General features: G+C 30.5%; 18 protein-coding genes. 12 read left to right on the top strand and 6 right to left on the bottom strand.

The window, feature by feature from the left end; translation table 11 throughout:
* The first annotated feature begins 126 nt into the window (after positions 1-126).
* From nagE to BUB36_RS20490, 5 genes are all read left to right on the top strand, one after another.
* Complete coding sequence (gene nagE / locus BUB36_RS02025; RefSeq protein ID WP_073146728.1) at positions 127-1524, top strand: N-acetylglucosamine-specific PTS transporter subunit IIBC; 1398 nt, start codon at positions 127-129, stop codon at positions 1522-1524.
* 202 nt (positions 1525-1726) lie between these two features.
* Positions 1727-2212: a PTS sugar transporter subunit IIA gene (locus tag BUB36_RS02020; RefSeq protein ID WP_073146727.1), complete on the top strand. Its 486-nt coding sequence runs from the start codon at positions 1727-1729 to the stop codon at positions 2210-2212.
* A 232-nt stretch (positions 2213-2444) separates the two neighbouring features.
* A complete protein-coding gene (locus BUB36_RS02015; RefSeq protein ID WP_073146726.1) occupies positions 2445-2672 on the top strand; it encodes a FeoA family protein in 228 nt (75 codons plus the stop codon).
* Positions 2673-2743: 71 nt separating this feature from the next.
* Positions 2744-3532, top strand: coding sequence for a FeoB small GTPase domain-containing protein (locus BUB36_RS20495; RefSeq protein ID WP_073146725.1), 789 nt, complete (start codon positions 2744-2746; stop codon positions 3530-3532).
* Positions 3522-4922 carry a nucleoside recognition domain-containing protein gene (locus BUB36_RS20490; RefSeq protein ID WP_073146724.1) on the top strand — a complete coding sequence of 467 codons (1401 nt, stop codon included), beginning with the start codon at positions 3522-3524 and terminating at the stop codon, positions 4920-4922. The genes BUB36_RS20495 and BUB36_RS20490 overlap by 11 nt, the downstream gene beginning before the upstream one ends.
* A 217-nt stretch (positions 4923-5139) precedes the next feature.
* Here BUB36_RS20490 and BUB36_RS02000 read toward each other — a convergent pair whose 3' ends face one another.
* The 3 genes from BUB36_RS02000 to BUB36_RS01995 form a co-directional block, all read right to left on the bottom strand.
* Positions 5140-5556: a metal-dependent transcriptional regulator gene (locus tag BUB36_RS02000; protein WP_073146723.1), complete on the bottom strand. Its 417-nt coding sequence runs from the start codon at positions 5554-5556 to the stop codon at positions 5140-5142.
* Between the two features lie 529 nt (positions 5557-6085).
* Complete coding sequence (locus BUB36_RS20330; RefSeq protein WP_278247797.1) at positions 6086-6208, bottom strand: hypothetical protein; 123 nt, start codon at positions 6206-6208, stop codon at positions 6086-6088.
* Positions 6209-7992: 1784 nt separating this feature from the next.
* Positions 7993-8235, bottom strand: coding sequence for a hypothetical protein (locus BUB36_RS01995; RefSeq protein WP_073146722.1), 243 nt, complete (start codon positions 8233-8235; stop codon positions 7993-7995).
* 151 nt (positions 8236-8386) lie between these two features.
* On the opposite strand from BUB36_RS01995, the gene BUB36_RS01990 reads away from it, so the two are divergent.
* The gene (locus tag BUB36_RS01990; RefSeq protein ID WP_073146721.1) at positions 8387-9229 is read left to right on the top strand and encodes a hypothetical protein; all 843 of its coding nucleotides are present in this window, start codon (positions 8387-8389) and stop codon (positions 9227-9229) included.
* Positions 9230-9398: 169 nt separating this feature from the next.
* Here the strand turns inward: BUB36_RS01990 and BUB36_RS01985 are convergent, their stop codons facing one another.
* Positions 9399-9626 carry a glutaredoxin family protein gene (locus BUB36_RS01985; RefSeq protein WP_084111596.1) on the bottom strand — a complete coding sequence of 76 codons (228 nt, stop codon included), beginning with the start codon at positions 9624-9626 and terminating at the stop codon, positions 9399-9401.
* A 216-nt stretch (positions 9627-9842) separates the two neighbouring features.
* On the opposite strand from BUB36_RS01985, the gene BUB36_RS01980 reads away from it, so the two are divergent.
* Positions 9843-10790: a CotS family spore coat protein gene (locus BUB36_RS01980; RefSeq protein WP_073146720.1), complete on the top strand. Its 948-nt coding sequence runs from the start codon at positions 9843-9845 to the stop codon at positions 10788-10790.
* Between the two features lie 72 nt (positions 10791-10862).
* On the opposite strand, the gene BUB36_RS01975 is transcribed toward BUB36_RS01980, so the two are convergent.
* A complete protein-coding gene (locus BUB36_RS01975; RefSeq protein ID WP_073146719.1) occupies positions 10863-11651 on the bottom strand; it encodes a glycosyltransferase family A protein in 789 nt (262 codons plus the stop codon).
* 214 nt (positions 11652-11865) lie between these two features.
* Between BUB36_RS01975 and yabG the strand changes: the two genes are divergently transcribed.
* The 3 genes from yabG to BUB36_RS01965 all read left to right on the top strand — a co-directional run bounded on the left by yabG (position 11866) and on the right by BUB36_RS01965 (position 14335).
* Positions 11866-12588, top strand: a complete 723-nt coding sequence (yabG, locus tag BUB36_RS01970) for a sporulation peptidase YabG (RefSeq protein WP_073146718.1) — start codon at positions 11866-11868, stop codon at positions 12586-12588.
* A gap of 15 nt (positions 12589-12603) precedes the next feature.
* On the top strand, positions 12604-12756 hold the full coding sequence (locus BUB36_RS19545; RefSeq protein ID WP_165613011.1) for a hypothetical protein: 153 nt from the start codon (positions 12604-12606) through the stop codon (positions 12754-12756).
* Positions 12757-12871: 115 nt separating this feature from the next.
* Positions 12872-14335, top strand: a complete 1464-nt coding sequence (locus BUB36_RS01965; RefSeq protein WP_073146717.1) for a recombinase family protein — start codon at positions 12872-12874, stop codon at positions 14333-14335.
* A gap of 81 nt (positions 14336-14416) precedes the next feature.
* On the opposite strand, the gene speD is transcribed toward BUB36_RS01965, so the two are convergent.
* Positions 14417-15229 (bottom strand): adenosylmethionine decarboxylase, encoded by an 813-nt coding sequence (gene speD / locus BUB36_RS01960; RefSeq protein ID WP_073146716.1) that lies wholly within the window; start codon positions 15227-15229, stop codon positions 14417-14419.
* A 278-nt stretch (positions 15230-15507) separates the two neighbouring features.
* Between speD and BUB36_RS01955 the strand changes: the two genes are divergently transcribed.
* Positions 15508-15756: a sporulation peptidase YabG gene (locus BUB36_RS01955; protein WP_084111594.1), complete on the top strand. Its 249-nt coding sequence runs from the start codon at positions 15508-15510 to the stop codon at positions 15754-15756.
* Between the two features lie 52 nt (positions 15757-15808).
* Positions 15809-17248 carry a stage II sporulation protein D gene (spoIID, locus tag BUB36_RS01950; RefSeq protein ID WP_073146715.1) on the top strand — a complete coding sequence of 480 codons (1440 nt, stop codon included), beginning with the start codon at positions 15809-15811 and terminating at the stop codon, positions 17246-17248.
* Positions 17249-17590 lie beyond the last annotated feature (342 nt).

Raw genomic sequence — 17590 nt, 5'->3', positions numbered from 1 at the left:
AGAGGGAGAAATCCTTCTATTGGTTAATGTTTTTTTATTGAGGGAATTGCATAATTAGGTATTGGGATAATTCAAATATTAATTATGCTATTTTCTTTTAAAAAAAAATTTAAGGGGGAATTATTTATGAGTAGTAATGTTTTAGGAAAGCTTCAAAAATTGGGTAAGTCTTTAATGCTTCCCATAGCAGTAATGCCTGTTGTGGCATTGTTACTAAGATTTGGTGTACTTTTAAAGGTTCCATTTGTATCGGCGGCAGGAGCAGCGGTATTTGACAATCTTCCAATTTTATTTGCAATAGGTGTGGCAATTGGCTTTGCAAAAAATAATCATGGAGCTGCGGCTCTTGCAGGTGCAGTTGGATATTTTACTATGACAGCATGTGCAACAGCTATAAATGAAAAAATAAATATGTTTGTTTTAGGAGGTATGATATCAGGTATTCTTGCTGGAAATCTTTACAATAAGTATCACAATATAAAACTTCCAGATTATTTAGGATTTTTTGGTGGAAAACGTTTTGTGCCTATAATAACATCATTATATTCCATTGTTTTAGGATTCATATTTGGTTACGTATGGCCTTTTATTCAAAATGCAATAGATGCCGTTGGTAATTGGATAATAGGGGCTGGAGAAGCTGGTTTAGTTGTATTTGGTACATTGAACAGACTATTAATTCCAACAGGACTTCATCATATAATCAACAGTATTACTTGGTTTGTATTTGGAGAATATAACGGAGCTACAGGAGATTTAAACAGGTTTTTTGCTGGTGACCCAAGTGCAGGTATGTTTATGACAGGATTTTTTCCAGTAATGATGTTTGGGCTTCCTGCAGTAGCACTAGCTATATACACTGCAACTAAAAAAGAGCAAAAGAAAGCAGTTGCAGGGGTTTTGATTTCTGTTGCCTTCACTTCCTTCTTAACAGGAATAACTGAACCTATTGAGTTTATGTTCATGTTCATAGCCCCAGTTTTATACGGTATCCATGCAGTATTGACAGGAATATCTTTAGCAGTAACCTATAAACTTGGTATACTCCATGGCTTTGGTTTTTCAGCAGGAGCAATAGACTATATTGTAAATTGGAATTTAGCTACTAAGCCTATATTAATAATACCTATTGGATTGGCATTTGCAGCATTGTATTATATAATATTTGTCTTTGCAATAAAGAAATTTAAGCTCAATATTGATATCGTTTCCGATGTCTTTGAGGATGTTACTGCTGATGAAGCAGCTAGTGAAAAAGATGGTATAGGTGATTTAGCTCAAAAATATTTGGAAGCATTGGGAGGGAAAGAAAATATCGTTGATTTAGATGCCTGTATTACAAGATTAAGACTTTCCCTAGTTAATACCGACATAGTTAAAGACAAAGAATTAAAGGTATTAGGAGCCTCTGGTGTAATAAGACCGTCTAAAACAACTATGCAGGTTATAATAGGAACAAAGGCAGAGATTGTTTGCGAGGAAATGAAGAAACTGATAAATAATAATGGAGTAGTACAAAAATAAAAGATATATGTTATATAATATAGTATGGGGGGCACCCCATACTATATTAAGAAAGATAATACATATTTAATCTTTATTATAAATGAATAGAAAAAAATTTTTTCTTCTTATTTATGATAATGATTAGGGATGAAGGAGGGGAAGATGTACCAATATTTTAGACAAAAAGCTTGAAGTAAACTGACAGAATAGGAGGAATAAAATGTTTGGTTTTCATAAAAAGAATAAAGAAATCAAGATCCTAGCACCAATGGATGGTAAACTTATAGATTTAACCGAGGTTCCAGATCAGGTTTTTTCACAAAAGATGGTTGGAGAAGGGGTAGCCATAGTACCAGAGAAAGGCAAGGTGGTTTCTCCTATTGATGGAAAGGTTGTTCAAATATTTCCAACTAATCATGCCATAGGAATCCTTTCAAAGGATGGACTAGAAGTACTTATACATGTTGGAATTGACACAGTAGAATTAAAGGGACAAGGATTTAAAAGGCTCGTTGAAGTAAATTCAGAAATAAGGGTTGGAGATGAATTGCTAGAAGTAGATTTAGAATATATTAAATCTAAAGGAAAACAGATTATTACACCAATTATTATAACAAATGGAGAAAGTGTAAAAGAATATATAAAGATGAGTGGAAAAGTTAAAGCTGGTAAGGATTTAGCAATTGAATTAGTGTTAAAGAAATAAATTAAATGGGATACTAAAACTCCTAAGTTATCCCAAAAACACAAGATTATATTTATTACTTAGCTGGGTAAATTAAAAAAGTATATTTTTAAAAAAGATCTTTTCATAACATTAGGAAAGATCTTTTATTTTTTTGAAAATATGTAACCTCTTTCTATAAAAAACATAATATAAATTATGGAAAATAAGAATTAGCCTTGGCTAATTTTGAGTTTAAAAAAGGAGGTAAAATATGTTACTTTCCAATGCTAAGATAGGAAGTAAAGTCAAAGTAATATCACTACAATCAACAGGATTGTTAAGACGTAGAATGTTAGATTTAGGATTAATCCCAGGCACGCAGATTGAAGTAATAAGGCAGAGTCCCCTTGGAGATCCAATAGCCTATGGAATAAAGGGGGCACAAATAGCACTTAGGAAAGAGGAAGCAAAACATATAAAGGTTGATAGTATGGAATAAACAAGAGTTCTAATTTAGTAGATTCTAATACTTAGAACTTAAAACTTAGACTTGATTTTAGGGGTGAAAAAATGGGTTTGACATGTGATTCATGTGGTAAAGGAATACTGAAGAAAAAATTTAATATCAAATGTGGTGAGGAATTTGTTGTGGCATTGGCGGGTAATCCCAATGTTGGAAAGAGTACAGTATTCAATGAATTGACTGGCTTAAAGCAGCATACAGGAAACTGGCCAGGAAAAACCGTGGTAAATGCTAGAGGTAATTATGAGTTCAATAAAAAAAAGTTTATTTTAATGGATTTGCCTGGAACCTATTCACTATTTGCAAATTCGGTTGAGGAGCAAGTTGCAAGGGATTTTATATGCTTCGGCAGACCAGATGCTACAATAGTTGTAGTTGATGGAACATGTCTTGAAAGAAATTTAAATTTAGCACTACAGGTTATGGAAATCACAAATAATGTAGTAGTATGTGTAAATCTAATGGATGAAGCAGAAAGAAAGGGAATATTTATAGATATAAAAGCATTAGAAGAAGAACTTGGAGTACCTGTTGTTGCAACAGTTGCTAGAAAGGGTCAAGGTTTAGATGAGCTTAGAAAAAGGGTTTTCAATATAGCTCTAGGTGTAGAAAATCCCAAACCTAAAAAAATGACTTATTCTAAAACAGTAGAAGAAGCTATAGAAAAAATACAGCCTCAAATCCATAAGATTTTAAAAGGGAAATTAGATTCAAGATGGGTGGCATTAAGGCTTATAGATGGAGATAAAACTATAATAGACTCTATTCACGAATATATTTATGATGACAAGATATTAGAAATTCAAGGGGAGGAGGTATTAGTAAATGGACGATAAAGACCCAAGGAGATTTGAGGAACTAGTAAGTATATCGGATTCGGTTCAGACCATGTATGGAGATGAACTCACAGATAGTATAGTAAAGGATATATATACCTTTGCTGAAGCGATAACAAAAAAAGCAGTAACTAAAAAAAGTCAAAGGAAAATGAATTTTGATAAAAAAATAGATGATCTGCTTACATCTAGAATACTGGGATTCCCTATTATGTTTTTATTGCTGGGAGTAGTATTTTGGATAACCATAACTGGAGCCAATTATCCTTCTCAAATACTTGCCAATTTATTTTTTTGGCTTGAAGATAAACTGACCTATCTTTTTATGGCTGCAGACTCTCCCAAATGGCTACATGGTATACTAATATTGGGAATGTATAGAACACTAGCTTGGGTCGTATCGGTTATGCTACCTCCTATGGCTATATTCTTTCCGTTGTTTACCCTTTTAGAGGATTTAGGCTATCTTCCAAGGGTTGCATTTAACCTAGATAAATTATTTAAAAAGGCAGGTGCCCACGGAAAGCAATCCTTAACAATGAGCATGGGCTTTGGTTGTAATGCAGCAGGAGTAATAGCCTGTAGAATAATTGAATCTCCAAGAGAAAGGCTGATTGCAGTTTTAACCAATAACTTTGTACCCTGTAACGGGAGGTTTCCAACCTTGATAGCATTGGCTACAATATTTGTAGGAGGATTAGTGTCAAGCAGATACAGTACCATAGTTGCTTCTTTATTTATAACATTACTTGTTGTATTTGGTATAGCTATAACCCTCATTGTATCATGGATTTTATCTAAAACTATGCTAAAGGGTGTGCCTTCAACCTTCACATTGGAGCTTCCGCCCTACAGAAAGCCCCAAATAGTAAGAATATTATATACATCACTAATTGATAGAACTATATTTGTACTAGGAAGAGCAGTGGCAGTTGCAGCTCCTGCAGGATTGGTTATCTGGATATTGGCAAATGTTAGGATTGGAGATATGAGCATTTTAAATCATCTATCGATGTTTCTTCACCCCTTTGCTAGGATTATAGGATTAGATGGATTTATACTAATGGCGTTTATCATAGGGCTTCCAGCCAACGAAATAGTTGTTCCAATAATAATAATGAGCTATATGGCTAAAGGAGCAATGCTTGAGTTAGAGAGTTTAGCTGAAATGAAGGAGCTTTTTATAGCCAATGGATGGACATTTTTAACAGCATTAAATGTAATGCTATTTTCACTGCTACATTTTCCATGTGCCACAACCCTTTGGACCATTAAGAAAGAAACGGGAAGCTCAAAATGGACCATACTTTCTGCCCTTATTCCTACTGCAATAGCAATAGTAGTATGTTTCATAGTAGCCAGCACAGCTAGATTGCTTGGGTCGGTATAGTTAGTAAAAAGGCGTCTGATGACGCCTGAGGCTGTTGAAAAAGTCCAATTTCTTCGTTGCTACTGAAATCTCCGTTGCTCACTTGCAATTCTAGCAAGCTCTGCTACTCGATTTCAGTGTGCCTCGAACTTGAACATTTTCAAAAGCCTCTCATCTTGTTGAGTTTTTCAACAATCTGAGGCGTCTGATGACGCCTTTTTAGTTGTAACTCCTCCCATCATACTCCTTTACCCTTCTTATATTCTTTAAATCTTACAAGAACATCATTATTTTCTTTTAAAAAAGTGGATAATAGTTTAAAGGTATTGACTGTAGAAGGGCTTAAATAATGTTCCATTGCTTCCGCTTCTTCCTCAGGATTACAATTACTATCGATTATTACTAAAAATTCTTGAAGTATATCGTTTCTTTTAACTAAGGATTTTCCAAGTTTTTTACCCTTTTCAGTAAGTATTATTCCTTTATATTTTTCATATATTATATAGCCATCACTATGAAGTTTTTTAAGTGCCTTTACTACAGAAGGCGATGATACATCTAGCTTCGATGCCAAATCTATAATTCTTAAATTTTCATTTTTGATGTAAAGGTTATAAAGTTCTTCTAAATAATCCTCTAAACTTGGAGACAACATCTATTCAACCTCCTTTAATTAAATACTTATTATAAATAAAGGACTTTAAAACTAAAAATTTAACTAAGTTTAAAAAATTAAAGTTTAAGTGTAGTGGTAAGGGGCTAAGTATGTTATTAAAAAAAGGTTTGTGATTGAAATGCAAAAAGACCTTGATATCAATAAACCATAAACAGGAATATTGAATAAAGGTCTTTATACAAATTTATATTAAGAGGAGGAATAATATAGTTTATACTATTTTTGTTTTACAAAATCATAAGAAGTAGAGTCCGTTTCTTTTTTTGGTAAATCAAGCAAAAAATAAATTATAACCATTATTATGACCATTAAAACTTCCATGATATCACCACCAAATTAATTACCGTTATCATTTGATACCATTATAGCATGGAATTAATTGAAATATTGATATGTAATGGAATTGTAAAATAACTGTAACTTCTGTAAAGGACAAAGTGTTAAGCTGAGTTTTGACTCAGCTTATATTATAAAAAATTTAAACATATTTTCTTTTGGAGCAGATTTTTTAGTGATATGGTTTATTAGAACAATTATAGATATATCTATCATCTACACAAATAAGGTCACCAACCAAAATAAGGAGTAATAGAAATAATATTAGCCTACTTTCTTGAATTACAAAAGCCATTGTTGCACCTCCCAAATTTTAAATAGAAATTTATATAAGCAGCTTGATACAAAGTATTATGAGTGTACATTATAGGCATCTATTATCATAAGATCCGCAGCAGAAGATGATTAGCAATATGATTATTAAGAAAATTAAACAACTAAAATTATTATAAGGATAATAGGGAGGACATCTTCTTGACATTTATATCACCTCCTATTAAAATACAAAGACTATGGGTTAATAATATAGTATTGCTTGTTTTTTTAATGTTCTTAAGACAAGTTTTTAAAATGTAAGCTGAAAAAGCTGAGGAAAAAACCCCAGCTTTGTTTAGTCTAAAGACAATAAATATCTGTATTTTGCATTATATTCCATTGGATCTATAGTTTTCTATGGTCATTGATATAAATTAACTGAGGAAGATATCCTAGCTAATTGATTTCAAATTAGTATCTACCAAATAATCCGTCGGAGCAGAGACAATCCCCTACAAGGATAATTAATAGTAAGAAAAGAATTAAATTACCACCGCCATAGTAACCACCAGGATTTCCACAAGGCATATACTTTCCTCCTTATATATATTAAGCTATATTAGCTTACTAACAATATATTCACCATATAATAAAAAGTGATAATATATAAACAGATAAATTTTAAATAGATAAGATGATAAAAAATCTTCAGCTTATTTATTTGATGGTATTTCTTCATAAGAAATCAAATTTAAATTTAGGGGACTAGATGTCCCCTAAACTTTTATTAAATTAACATCTACCTGGACCGTTGAAGCAGAGACAATCTCCTACGAGAATTATTAGTAGTAAGAAAAGGACTAAGTTGCCACCACCAAAGTAGCCATAACCGTCAGCCATATATTTTCCCTCCTTAATTTAAAAGATTAAGCTATATAAGCCTACTAGCATATTATTCTAAAGGTATTTAAAGTGTGATTATAAAGAAATACTATTTTTAAGCTGACATAGCTTTAATCAATATTAGCAAATATTACATCCATCAAAGCAAAGACAATCTCCTACAAGAATTATTAATAATAAGAAAAGAATTAGATTACCACCACCATAACAACCATAGCCATTAGGCATAAATCCTACCTCCCTGTTTTACATTTTGAGCGTGCCTAGCTCATTAATATATTATTCCAATAACAATAGAAATGTGATTATAGATATTCCAGTAAAACAGTTAATTTATACACATCAAGAATCCTTAAAAACTTTGGATATTTTGATATGTATAAATTAAGTTTTACTATTGGAAATCTATAGATATAAAATAAAAGCTGAGGGAAAAACCTCAGCTGTCATTTTCAAATCATTAAGGATATAATATGGTATTAACAAAGATTACATTTGTCGAAGCAGAGGCAGTCGCCTACAAGAATAATTAGCAATAGGAAGAGGATTAAATTACCACCACCGCAGTAATTACCACAAGACATATATTCACACTCCCCTTTTAATTTATTGAGCTTTTTTATTCTAGCTCAATAGTATATTATTCTAAAGTGTAAAAATGTGTGAACATTAAGCTAAATAAATTGAAGAAAAATCTTCAACTTATTAGGTGATAGACGACAAACATCAGCATTTTTCACCGTAATCATAATCACACAAACAATCCCCTACAAGGATGATTAATAATAAAAATAAAATCAAATTACCGCCCTTAAACAAGTCACGTCCACCAATTAGATCAGCCATGGATTAACCTCCTTTTTTAATTACTTCTTCATAATAATTTATTTATTTAAAGCAATAAAAAACTGTGAATAGTTTTTAATTCTTTTCTAACATTTCTATAAGCCTATCGAGTTTTTTTTGCTGACTTTCCGTTAAAAAGCCTCTTATTCTATTCATTGCAGCTATTTGTCTTCTAAATTCCGCATCACTCATATTGGCTCTGATTTTTTTTACCTCATCGATAAGATCATCCTGTGTTTTTCCTTTATAAGTTTCCTTTAATTGATCGACTGAATCCTTGATTCTATTAAATTTTTCTTTATTCATGTCTTTTCTCATATAAAAACCTCCAATTGAATAAAATTTACCAATAAAACAATATTTTATATTACATGATGCAGTGTATTTATATTAACCATAATATGCGTAACAAAAAGAAACGTTCACGCATACTATAAAAATATGATGATACATGATGAGGAGGGGTTATATGGGATATTCGGCTGATTTTAAGCATAATGAAAATAGAGAAAATATAGATAATAATGAAACAGAAGGAACAAGAAAGGAAAATACAAGTAAAAATAAGAGTAAAATATTGGATTTTGACGAAAACTTACTGCTTCCAATAATGATAATATTTTTACTTAGCAAAAATAATCTAAATCTTCCGGTTTTAGATAACATAAAAAAAATGACAAAAAATTTTATTGATATACCATTTAATATAAATCTTTCAACAGAGGAAATAGAAGGAATGATAAATGCATTAAATTCAGTTAGCCCCTATATGAATCCCGATAATATATATATTTTAGATGTATTTTCAAATTTTTTATCTGCTATGCATAAAATTTCTACTGTAAAGGAGTTTAAAAATGATATGACTAGGAACTCACCTGATGGTTCTCGAAAGCCTCTAAGATTTAAAAATCAGAGAGAAAAGGTTTTGCATATGCTAGGAGCATTTGAACAGTTTATGGATGAACCAACTAAAAAGAATATGCAAAATTTTAAAAATGCTTTAAACATCATGGATAAATTCGAACAAACAAGTAAGAATATAAATGAAAAAAGAAAAAATGGCGGAAGCCTTGATATAAAAGATATGATGCAGCTTGTACAACCTTTAATAAGTAGTGGGAATTTCCCAGAAGCTCAAAAAATTGACAATATGATTAGAATGGTTCAAATTATGTCAGCTTTGGATGAAAGTGATATTGCTACTGATAACCCTAAGGCTAATATAAAAGATAAGGATGAAAAAGATGATGATGATGGAAGCTTTTTTGAATTTGTTATAGATAGGTATGATGATGAAGAAGATGACTAAAATATAATTTAACCTATTGTGATAGTTTATATGTGGGGTTTTAATATTTCCTATGTGTTATAAAAATTACTCAAATAAAATATTAAAACCCCAAAGAATGACTTTAAAACTTGGAACATGGAACTTGGAACTTGCAACTCAAAATGCGCCCTACGGGCGCCTTTATCCTTTATGTCAACAATTCATCTAGCTTATCTTTATCAAAACCAACAACTACCTCATCATCAACAAAGATAGCGGGTACTCCCATTATCTTTCTTTTAATAAGCTCTTTTCTAGCTTCTGGATCAATCTGTACATTCTTTTCCTCAAATTTTATATTTTTTTGGGAAAGATACTCTTTCGCAGTATGGCAGTGGGGTCATGTAGTACTAGTAAAAACAACAACTTTTTTCATTAATTACACCTCCTAAAATTATTATTACCCATATGTTTTTTAAAAAAACATATTCTTTCATATCCTATGAATATAATTAATATAGCAAATTGCATAGTGACCTTCATCACAAACTAGTAAAATAGGCTAATTTATAAGCGATACTCAAACAATAAGGGAGGTATAATCATAAAGGAAAAGATTAATGAAATAGTTAAAGAGTTTGGATTTGATTTAATGAAAATAATACCTCGGAAGAGATATTATATTGTAAAGACTGATAAAGGGACCTTTTACTTGAAAAGGATAGATTATAATACTTCTCAAATACTTTTTATACATAATGTAAAGGAATATCTTGTATATAGGGGATTTAAAAATATAGACAGATATATCATGGCAGGTAAAATACCATACGTAGAGCATGATAAAGATATCTATACTATGACCAAATGGATAAAAGGAAGGAAATATGATATTAATAATTCCAGTGAATTAAAAAAGTTAGCCATAGCCCTAGCTAGATTTCATAATGCCTCAAAGGGATATATTCCTATGAAGGGTATTAAGTGCATATCCAACATAGGAAGATTACAGGAAGATTATTTAGAAAAGTGCCAAGATTATATATATATAAAAAGCCTTGTAAAGATGCGAACCATAAAAAGCAAGATAGATGACTTGTATCTAAACAATGTTAATAAGCTTTATGATATGGGAATAGAGGCGGTAAAAATGCTACAAAAAAATGGATATTTTGAACTTTGTAATAATGCAATAAAAGAAAAATCTCTTTGTCATAATAATTATAATAGTAATAATATAATAATAGATAAAAATGGAGAAGTTAATATATTAAACTTTGATAATTGTAAATTTGAATTGAGATGCTATGATATAGCAAATTTTATTATAGATGTTATGGAACGATTAAATTGGGATTTTGATAAGGCACTTAATATTCTTAAGGCTTATGATTATGTGGGGAATTTAGAAGAAATAGAATATAAATTAATGGCATCTTTCCTTCAATTTCCTAAAGATATCTGGAACATAGCTACTAAATATTACTATGAAGAATATGATTTCCACAAAGACAAATATTATAACAAGCTAAAAAGTAAAATAGAAAAACTACCATATAAGGTTGAGTTTTTAAATAAGTACAAAAATGAATTTCTATAACTTACAACCAGTGGAATGGTTGGGATAAAAAAAGAGTCAAAAAGAACCGTCACTTTAACTCACTTTAACTCATCATCTTTGACTCATTATTAGCTTCAATATATCGAAACGTCTGCTTTTATGATATCCTAAAAAATTTATACCATCAAAGCCTCTTTTTTTAGTATTTTCTCTATATATAGATGAAGCTTCTATGCAGTCACCGATAATTGTTTTAGCTATTTGTGAAGCATGAAAATCATCCTTTGTTGCTGATTTTAGCATATAATTAGGGATTTTAGTAGATACATTAATATTTAAATTATTTTTGACTGCTAAAGCCAATGTTACAGGAGGAATTGCAAGATTTTCGAAACCGATCTTATCAATAAGCTTTCTCGAAACACCATGGGGTCCATGGCTGGGAATAGCATAACCGATTTTATCATAAATACCTAGTTCTAGATTTAATTGACGTCTAAAGGATAAAAGCACCTTAGTCATTTTATTATTGCTACTTGTTTGATAATAACAATCCGTTAGTGCTAAATCCACATCATTAAAGGCTAAATCAAAAATTATTTCATTTATATTATCAGATATATTTCCAATCATATCTCCATCCACGAAAACAAATCCAGTTGCTCCTAAATTATAAGCAAAAAAAGCTCCTATAGCCCTAGGAATATCTAAACCAAGGGGTTTATTAAAGCAATATATAAGTATTCTATCATCATCTATATTACAAACCTTTTCAAAGGTACTATCCTTTGAACCATTAATTAGGACTAAAATCCTATGGGTATTTGTCTTTAGAAGCATACTTAAAGTTTTATCAATTCTTTTTCCTTCATTTTTAGCAGGAACAATAGTATAAATCATTTCTCCTTTCTCCTATCTTCAGTATTCAAGAGTCGCCATTCTAATTTAGAATCTAGGATTCTCTATTATATTCTACTCACCGCACATTTTATAGGTGACTATGCACCGAAACCTTTGAAAATTCATACTATATAATACAGTAGTCTATAATTTGACCAGATTATATATAGGAGGGTTCAATTCTATAAATCATCTGGATTATAGGAGGATTTCAATGACTAGACTGAAAATAGGAGATATAGTAGCCAGAAAATCATATGATCATGATATTTTATTTAAGATCATGGATATAGTTGAAGACTCAAATAATAAGAGGACCTTCATTCTTAAGGGAACTAATCTTAGAATTATTGCAGATTCCCCTGAGGGTGATCTTACAAAGGTTCCATTAAATAAAGTAGATCAATTCAACAAAACCTTTAATAAGAGAATAAATGAAATAGTTATAAATATTCTAAAAGAAAGAAAAGAAAACCATTATAGAAGCTTAACAAGAAGTATTACAGAATATTCAAGAGAAAGCAGTCATTTTGGAAGACCAGGTAAAGTATTGCACTTAGATGGTGATGGAGAATATATAGATGTATGTCTTAAGGTATATAAACAACTGGATATTGAAGCTGTAGGTAAAGTTATTCCCGAAAACCAACAGCCTAAGGTAGTAGAAAAGCTGCTAAAGGAATATAATCCAGACATATTAATTTTAACGGGACATGACAGCATACTAAAGGGTAAGGATGATTTCACCAATATAGAGAATTATAGAAATTCAAAATATTTTGTTGAAAGCGTTAAAGAAGCTAGGAAATACGAATCAAGTATGGATGAACTTGTAATATTTGCTGGAGCTTGTCAATCATTATTTGAAGTAATAATTGAAGCAGGAGCAAACTTTGCCAGTTCACCCCATAGAACACTAATAGAATGTAGAATATAGAATGGAGAGATTTCTATGAATCAATGGGATAAAAAAGTAGAATTCTATTATGATGAAAAAAAAAGTTTTCAAGATACCTTAATTGAGCTTATAATCATCAAAGGTAAAAGGGACGATTCTGGTGTCCAAGCAACCACGGGAGTTAACCAAGGAGACGGTTTTTATTAAGGAATTCAAATAAAACTTACCAGAAAGCCCCTAGTACTTGTAACTTGAAACATGGAACTTGCAACTAAAATACGCCCTACGGGAGTCTTTGCCCATTAAAGCAGGAGGTGATATTTTGAGGTGTGCTGTATATGTAAGGGTTTCAACAGAAATGTTGACTCAAAAAAGTAGTATAGCACATCAGAAAAATTATTTTAAAAACTACATAGAAGAAAGAGGATGGGAACTTTATAAAATTTATGAAGATATAGAAAGCGGCATGTCAATAAAAAAAAGAGATGGATTTAAAAAACTTATTGGAGATGGTGAAAAAGGTCTATTTGATATACTTTTAACTAAAAGCATATCAAGATTTGCCAGAAATACTTTAGAAGGACTAAAATATATAAGAAAGCTCAAAAATAAAGGTATAAGATTTATTACTATAGAAGATGCCTTCGATTCCTTTGAATATGATGAATTTATGTTTACTTTATTACTTTCAATGGCACAAAAAGAGTCAGAAAGAATTAGTAAACGAATCAAATTTGGTAAGCTTCAAAGGGCAAATAAAGGGCTTTATAACGGAAGCAATGCACCCTATGGATATAAAAAATCAGGAAAAGATAAATTGATACCAGCACAAGATATAACAACAGAAGTAGTAAAAATAATATTTAACATGTATCTTCAAGGTCAAGGATTTTATAAAATAGCCAAATATCTAAATCAACAAGGATATCCCACACCCAGTATGGCAGCTGGAAAAACCAACAGTAACAATCTGTGGCATCAAAGTACTATAAAAAATATACTTACAAATGAAATATATATCGGTAATATGGTTCAAAATAGAAGCAGAACAAAGGACTTATTAAATGGAATTAGGGAACCAAACTTGGAAAAGGAATATATTAGAGTAAATAATACACATGAGGCCATAATAGATAAAAATACCTTCGAGCTTGTCCAGAGGATTTATAAAAGAAGAAGAAAAAAAAGAATAACTAATGATAAGCATCTTTTTTCAAATCTGCTATATTGTGGAGAATGTGGCAGTAGACTACACTATAAAAAAGATAAGGACACATATATATGTGGAAGACTGAATAAAATGGGAAAGAAATATTGCCAAGGATGTTATGTAAAGGAAAAGGAAATGAAAATGATAATCGAAGAGAATTTAATAAAGCTTATTGATGAAAGCATAGATTTAAATAGCATTAATAAAGCATTAGAAAGGAAAGTTCACAAAAAGAGTAAGAATGATAAATTAAGTATTATCAATAAAGAAGTAGAAAATATGATTAAAAGAAAAAACAGACTTCTAGATATATATGTGGAAGGATTAATAAATCAGCAAGAGTATAACAATAAAAAAATATCCTTGAAGAATCAATTGAATCTGTTACAGAAGAAAAAAAAAGAATTGGAAGTATGTGATGATAGACTAAATAGTATAAAGAGTTATAATGAATTACATGAATATATAAAGCTAGATAATATGATTGTAAATAAACTTATTAAGAAGATAGTTGCCTATAATGATGGTAGGATAAAGGTATTTTATAATTTCATGGATAAAAACGTTGAAGATTAAATTTACAATTAGTAATGGAGGGAAATAAAATATATATAATTATTTGAATAATAAACAATGGGTCGTCAGACCCGTTGTTTATTATTCAATATTTATTCCATAGAAAATTTCATTCATTTCTTTATTCAACTTTTCCAAAATATTTTGCTTTTCTTCATGATTTAAATTTTTTTCACTAGTTACGAATAGATAGTCATCAAGATTCATTTCTTTTAATCTCATTTTTGTGTGAAAGATATTGGACTGATAAATATTCATATCAATTAGGTTATATCTATTTATTGTTTCTTTAGCTATAAAATTCTGTATTGAATCGATTTTATGATCAATAAAATGCTTCTTGCCATCAATATCTCTAGTAAAGCCCCTAACTCTATAGTCAATAGTAATGATGTCAGAATCAAAACTATCTATTAGAAAATTTAAGGCATTTAAAGGAGAGATTGTACCACATGTAGAAACATCTATATCTACCCTAAATGTACTTATTTCATTTTGGGGATGACTTTCAGGATAGGTATGAACAGTTACATGACTTTTATCTAAATGCCCTACTATGTTTTCACGAATTGGAGTTATAATTCCCCTATTGCATGATGGGTCAAGTACGTATAATGGAACCTCTTCTTCGGAAATTAGTAAGGTTACACTTGCTCCCTGTGGATCATAATCCTGTTTTGCTACATTTAAAATACTTGCACCTATTATCTGGGTAACCTTAGATAGTATATTTGTTAATCTTTCAGAATTATACTGCTCATCGATGTATTCTATATATTCTTTTCTATCTTTTTCTGATTTTGTATAGCAAATATCATAAATATTAAAGCTTAAGGTCTTGGTTAAGTTATTAAAACCATATAGCTTAAGTTTGTTTTGAGTTATTTCTGCCAATTATCATTCCCCTTTTCTAATTTAATACCTTAAGAAAGATTATATACCCTACAGCTTAATTGTCAAGATACAAAATTATCTAATGTCGAATTTTGTAGATATATAAATCGTGAAAATGATTTTACATGAAACGAATTAAATTTTGGGGATAAACACTACGTTAATAGAAGCGCACAAAATTCAAACTGAAAAATTTTTTGTGCGTTCTATATAGAATCAAATATTGAATAAACAAAAAAGAAAATACATTATTTATACTCTCCAATAAATAGGCATTTATGTATATCTTTCAACTTACAATTTGTAACCTTCAAAAACAAAGTGCTTTGTTCTACATTCACCACTCTACACTAATCCATTGCTTAGACCCTGTTTTTATAAGTCAAAAGATTGCATTTACAAGTGTAGATAGGTTTGTATCTATTGAAGAAATACTGGAAAATACCATAACTGGCATTAAAGGAATAGGAGGATTTCAAACTAGAGGGAAATATAGGAAAGGATTACCGAAATCACCTTATCAATAATTAGACAATATTATGTAGTATTGGATGAAAAAACATGAAGGAGGTTTAAGCTTTGAACAACGGTAAAAATTCTGTTTCAATAAAGGTATATGATAAAAAAAGAAATAGTTTAGTAAATAGACAAATAGATGAGTTGATACCAGAACTGGTTGCAGCTCAGATTAATATAGATTTTCAGCTTGAAGCTATTAAGTGTCAAACTATAATAGTGAGAACAGCCCTTATTAGAAAAGCTAGAGCTTTTGGAGGGAAAGGCTGTAGCAAACATAAAGAAGCTGATTTTTGCTTAGAAGGACATTGTGGAAAATGGATATCTAAGGAAGAACTCAAGAAAAAATGGGAGAAGGATTTTGATAGAAATTGGGAAAAACTTTTAAAAGCTGAAGAAGAAACTAAATATTTAGTAATGACATTTAATAATAAGGTAATAGATCCTAGATTTCATTCTACATGTGGTGGCGCAACAGATAACTCGGAAAATGTAGATGATTATAATACTGCATATTTAAGAAAGGTTTTATGCAATTATTGTATAGATTCGCCATGTTGGAAAAATATTAAAGAACTAAATACAGATGAGATTGAAGAAAAATTCAATGTAAGATTTAAAAAATTATCTTCTTTAAATGGTGCTAATATAGAAGGAATGATTGAAGAGATTGAAAGAGATGAGGAGGGTAGAGTTAAAAAGATAAAGGTGGGAGATAAGATACTAAAGGGAACAGATTTCTGTGAGTGTCTTGGTCTCGATTCAACGAGGTTCGGTTGGGAACCTGTTGTCTTGAGATTCGAAACTAGGGGTAAGGGTCACGGTTTAGGATTATGTCAATATGGAGCTAATAGTATAGCTGAGCAAGGAGGAAAAGCACAAGAAATATTAAAATATTATTACACTGGTATAGATATAAAGAAATATGAAATGCCCGATAGAAATAGACCAATAAATAATAAAGTTATAGTTATAGATCCAGGACATGGTGGGGAAGAAAATGTAGGAGTAATTGGACAGCATAAGCTTATGGAAAAGGATATTAGCCTTTCAATAGCCTTGGATCTAAAGCGAGAGCTTGAGGACCTAGGGGCAAAGGTTATTCTTACAAGGGAGGATGATGTATATATACCCCTAAGCAGTAGAGCAAGAACAGCAAATAAAATCAGACCAAACTTCTTTATAAGCATTCATATGAATTCCTTTACGAATCCTAATATTTCTGGTACAGAGATATATCACTATAGAGGAGATAAAGAAGGAGAAGTTATGGCTAATTTTATAATAAAAAATATGGAAAAAGAATTGAGAATCGTTAATAAAGGAGTTAAAATAGCGGATTTCTATTTATTAAAAACAGTAACAACAAGTGCTTTGCATATAGAGGTTGAGTATTTAACTAATCCAGAGGAAGAAAGAAAGTTTTTAAATAATGATTATACAAAAAGAATTGCTAGGTCAATAGCAAATGGGATAACAGAATATTATAAATATCAAATATGAGAAAAGGCTAGGTGGAAGGGCTTTAGTAGTTCTAAGTTCCAAGTTGCAAGAGTTTGGGGAAGAGCTTTTGAGTCTTTAAAAAATTTAAAAAGACAGTGGGATTTACCAATGGGTTCCGATAATATATAAAATACACCTATAAGTTTGACCAAAATTCTTAATCTCAGCCTTAATCTTAATCTTCTTCTCCCTAAGGCCTAGGACCTTAGACTCAAAAATAATGGGTATCTTTAATAAGATAAAAGATACCCATTATTTTTGAATTTATGCTAACAATATATTGACAAACAAGAATAAAAAATGTATAATGTTATGCTAATAATTTGACATCCTAATTTTAAT

The organism is Paramaledivibacter caminithermalis DSM 15212, from assembly GCF_900142245.1.
Lineage (GTDB): Bacteria > Bacillota > Clostridia > Peptostreptococcales > Caminicellaceae > Paramaledivibacter > Paramaledivibacter caminithermalis.
The sequence above is the reverse complement of the archived record's forward strand: the minus strand, read 5'-3'. Positions and strand labels throughout refer to the sequence as shown.

Bases quoted from the DNA above. Each gene is read 5' to 3' on its own strand.
- nagE (WP_073146728.1), top strand. From the start codon at position 127: ATGAGTAGTAATGTTTTAGGAAAGCTTCAAAAATTGGGTAAGTCTTTA.
- BUB36_RS02020 (WP_073146727.1), top strand. From the start codon at position 1,727: ATGTTTGGTTTTCATAAAAAGAATAAAGAAATCAAGATCCTAGCACCA.
- BUB36_RS02015 (WP_073146726.1), top strand. From the start codon at position 2,445: ATGTTACTTTCCAATGCTAAGATAGGAAGTAAAGTCAAAGTAATATCA.
- BUB36_RS20495 (WP_073146725.1), top strand. From the start codon at position 2,744: ATGGGTTTGACATGTGATTCATGTGGTAAAGGAATACTGAAGAAAAAA.
- BUB36_RS20490 (WP_073146724.1), top strand. From the start codon at position 3,522: ATGGACGATAAAGACCCAAGGAGATTTGAGGAACTAGTAAGTATATCG.
- BUB36_RS02000 (WP_073146723.1), bottom strand. From the start codon at position 5,556: ATGTTGTCTCCAAGTTTAGAGGATTATTTAGAAGAACTTTATAACCTT.
- BUB36_RS20330 (WP_278247797.1), bottom strand. From the start codon at position 6,208: ATGGCTTTTGTAATTCAAGAAAGTAGGCTAATATTATTTCTATTACTC.
- BUB36_RS01995 (WP_073146722.1), bottom strand. From the start codon at position 8,235: ATGAGAAAAGACATGAATAAAGAAAAATTTAATAGAATCAAGGATTCA.
- BUB36_RS01990 (WP_073146721.1), top strand. From the start codon at position 8,387: ATGGGATATTCGGCTGATTTTAAGCATAATGAAAATAGAGAAAATATA.
- BUB36_RS01980 (WP_073146720.1), top strand. From the start codon at position 9,843: ATGAAAATAATACCTCGGAAGAGATATTATATTGTAAAGACTGATAAA.
- BUB36_RS01975 (WP_073146719.1), bottom strand. From the start codon at position 11,651: ATGATTTATACTATTGTTCCTGCTAAAAATGAAGGAAAAAGAATTGAT.
- yabG (WP_073146718.1), top strand. From the start codon at position 11,866: ATGACTAGACTGAAAATAGGAGATATAGTAGCCAGAAAATCATATGAT.
- BUB36_RS19545 (WP_165613011.1), top strand. From the start codon at position 12,604: ATGAATCAATGGGATAAAAAAGTAGAATTCTATTATGATGAAAAAAAA.
- BUB36_RS01955 (WP_084111594.1), top strand. From the start codon at position 15,508: ATGTATATCTTTCAACTTACAATTTGTAACCTTCAAAAACAAAGTGCT.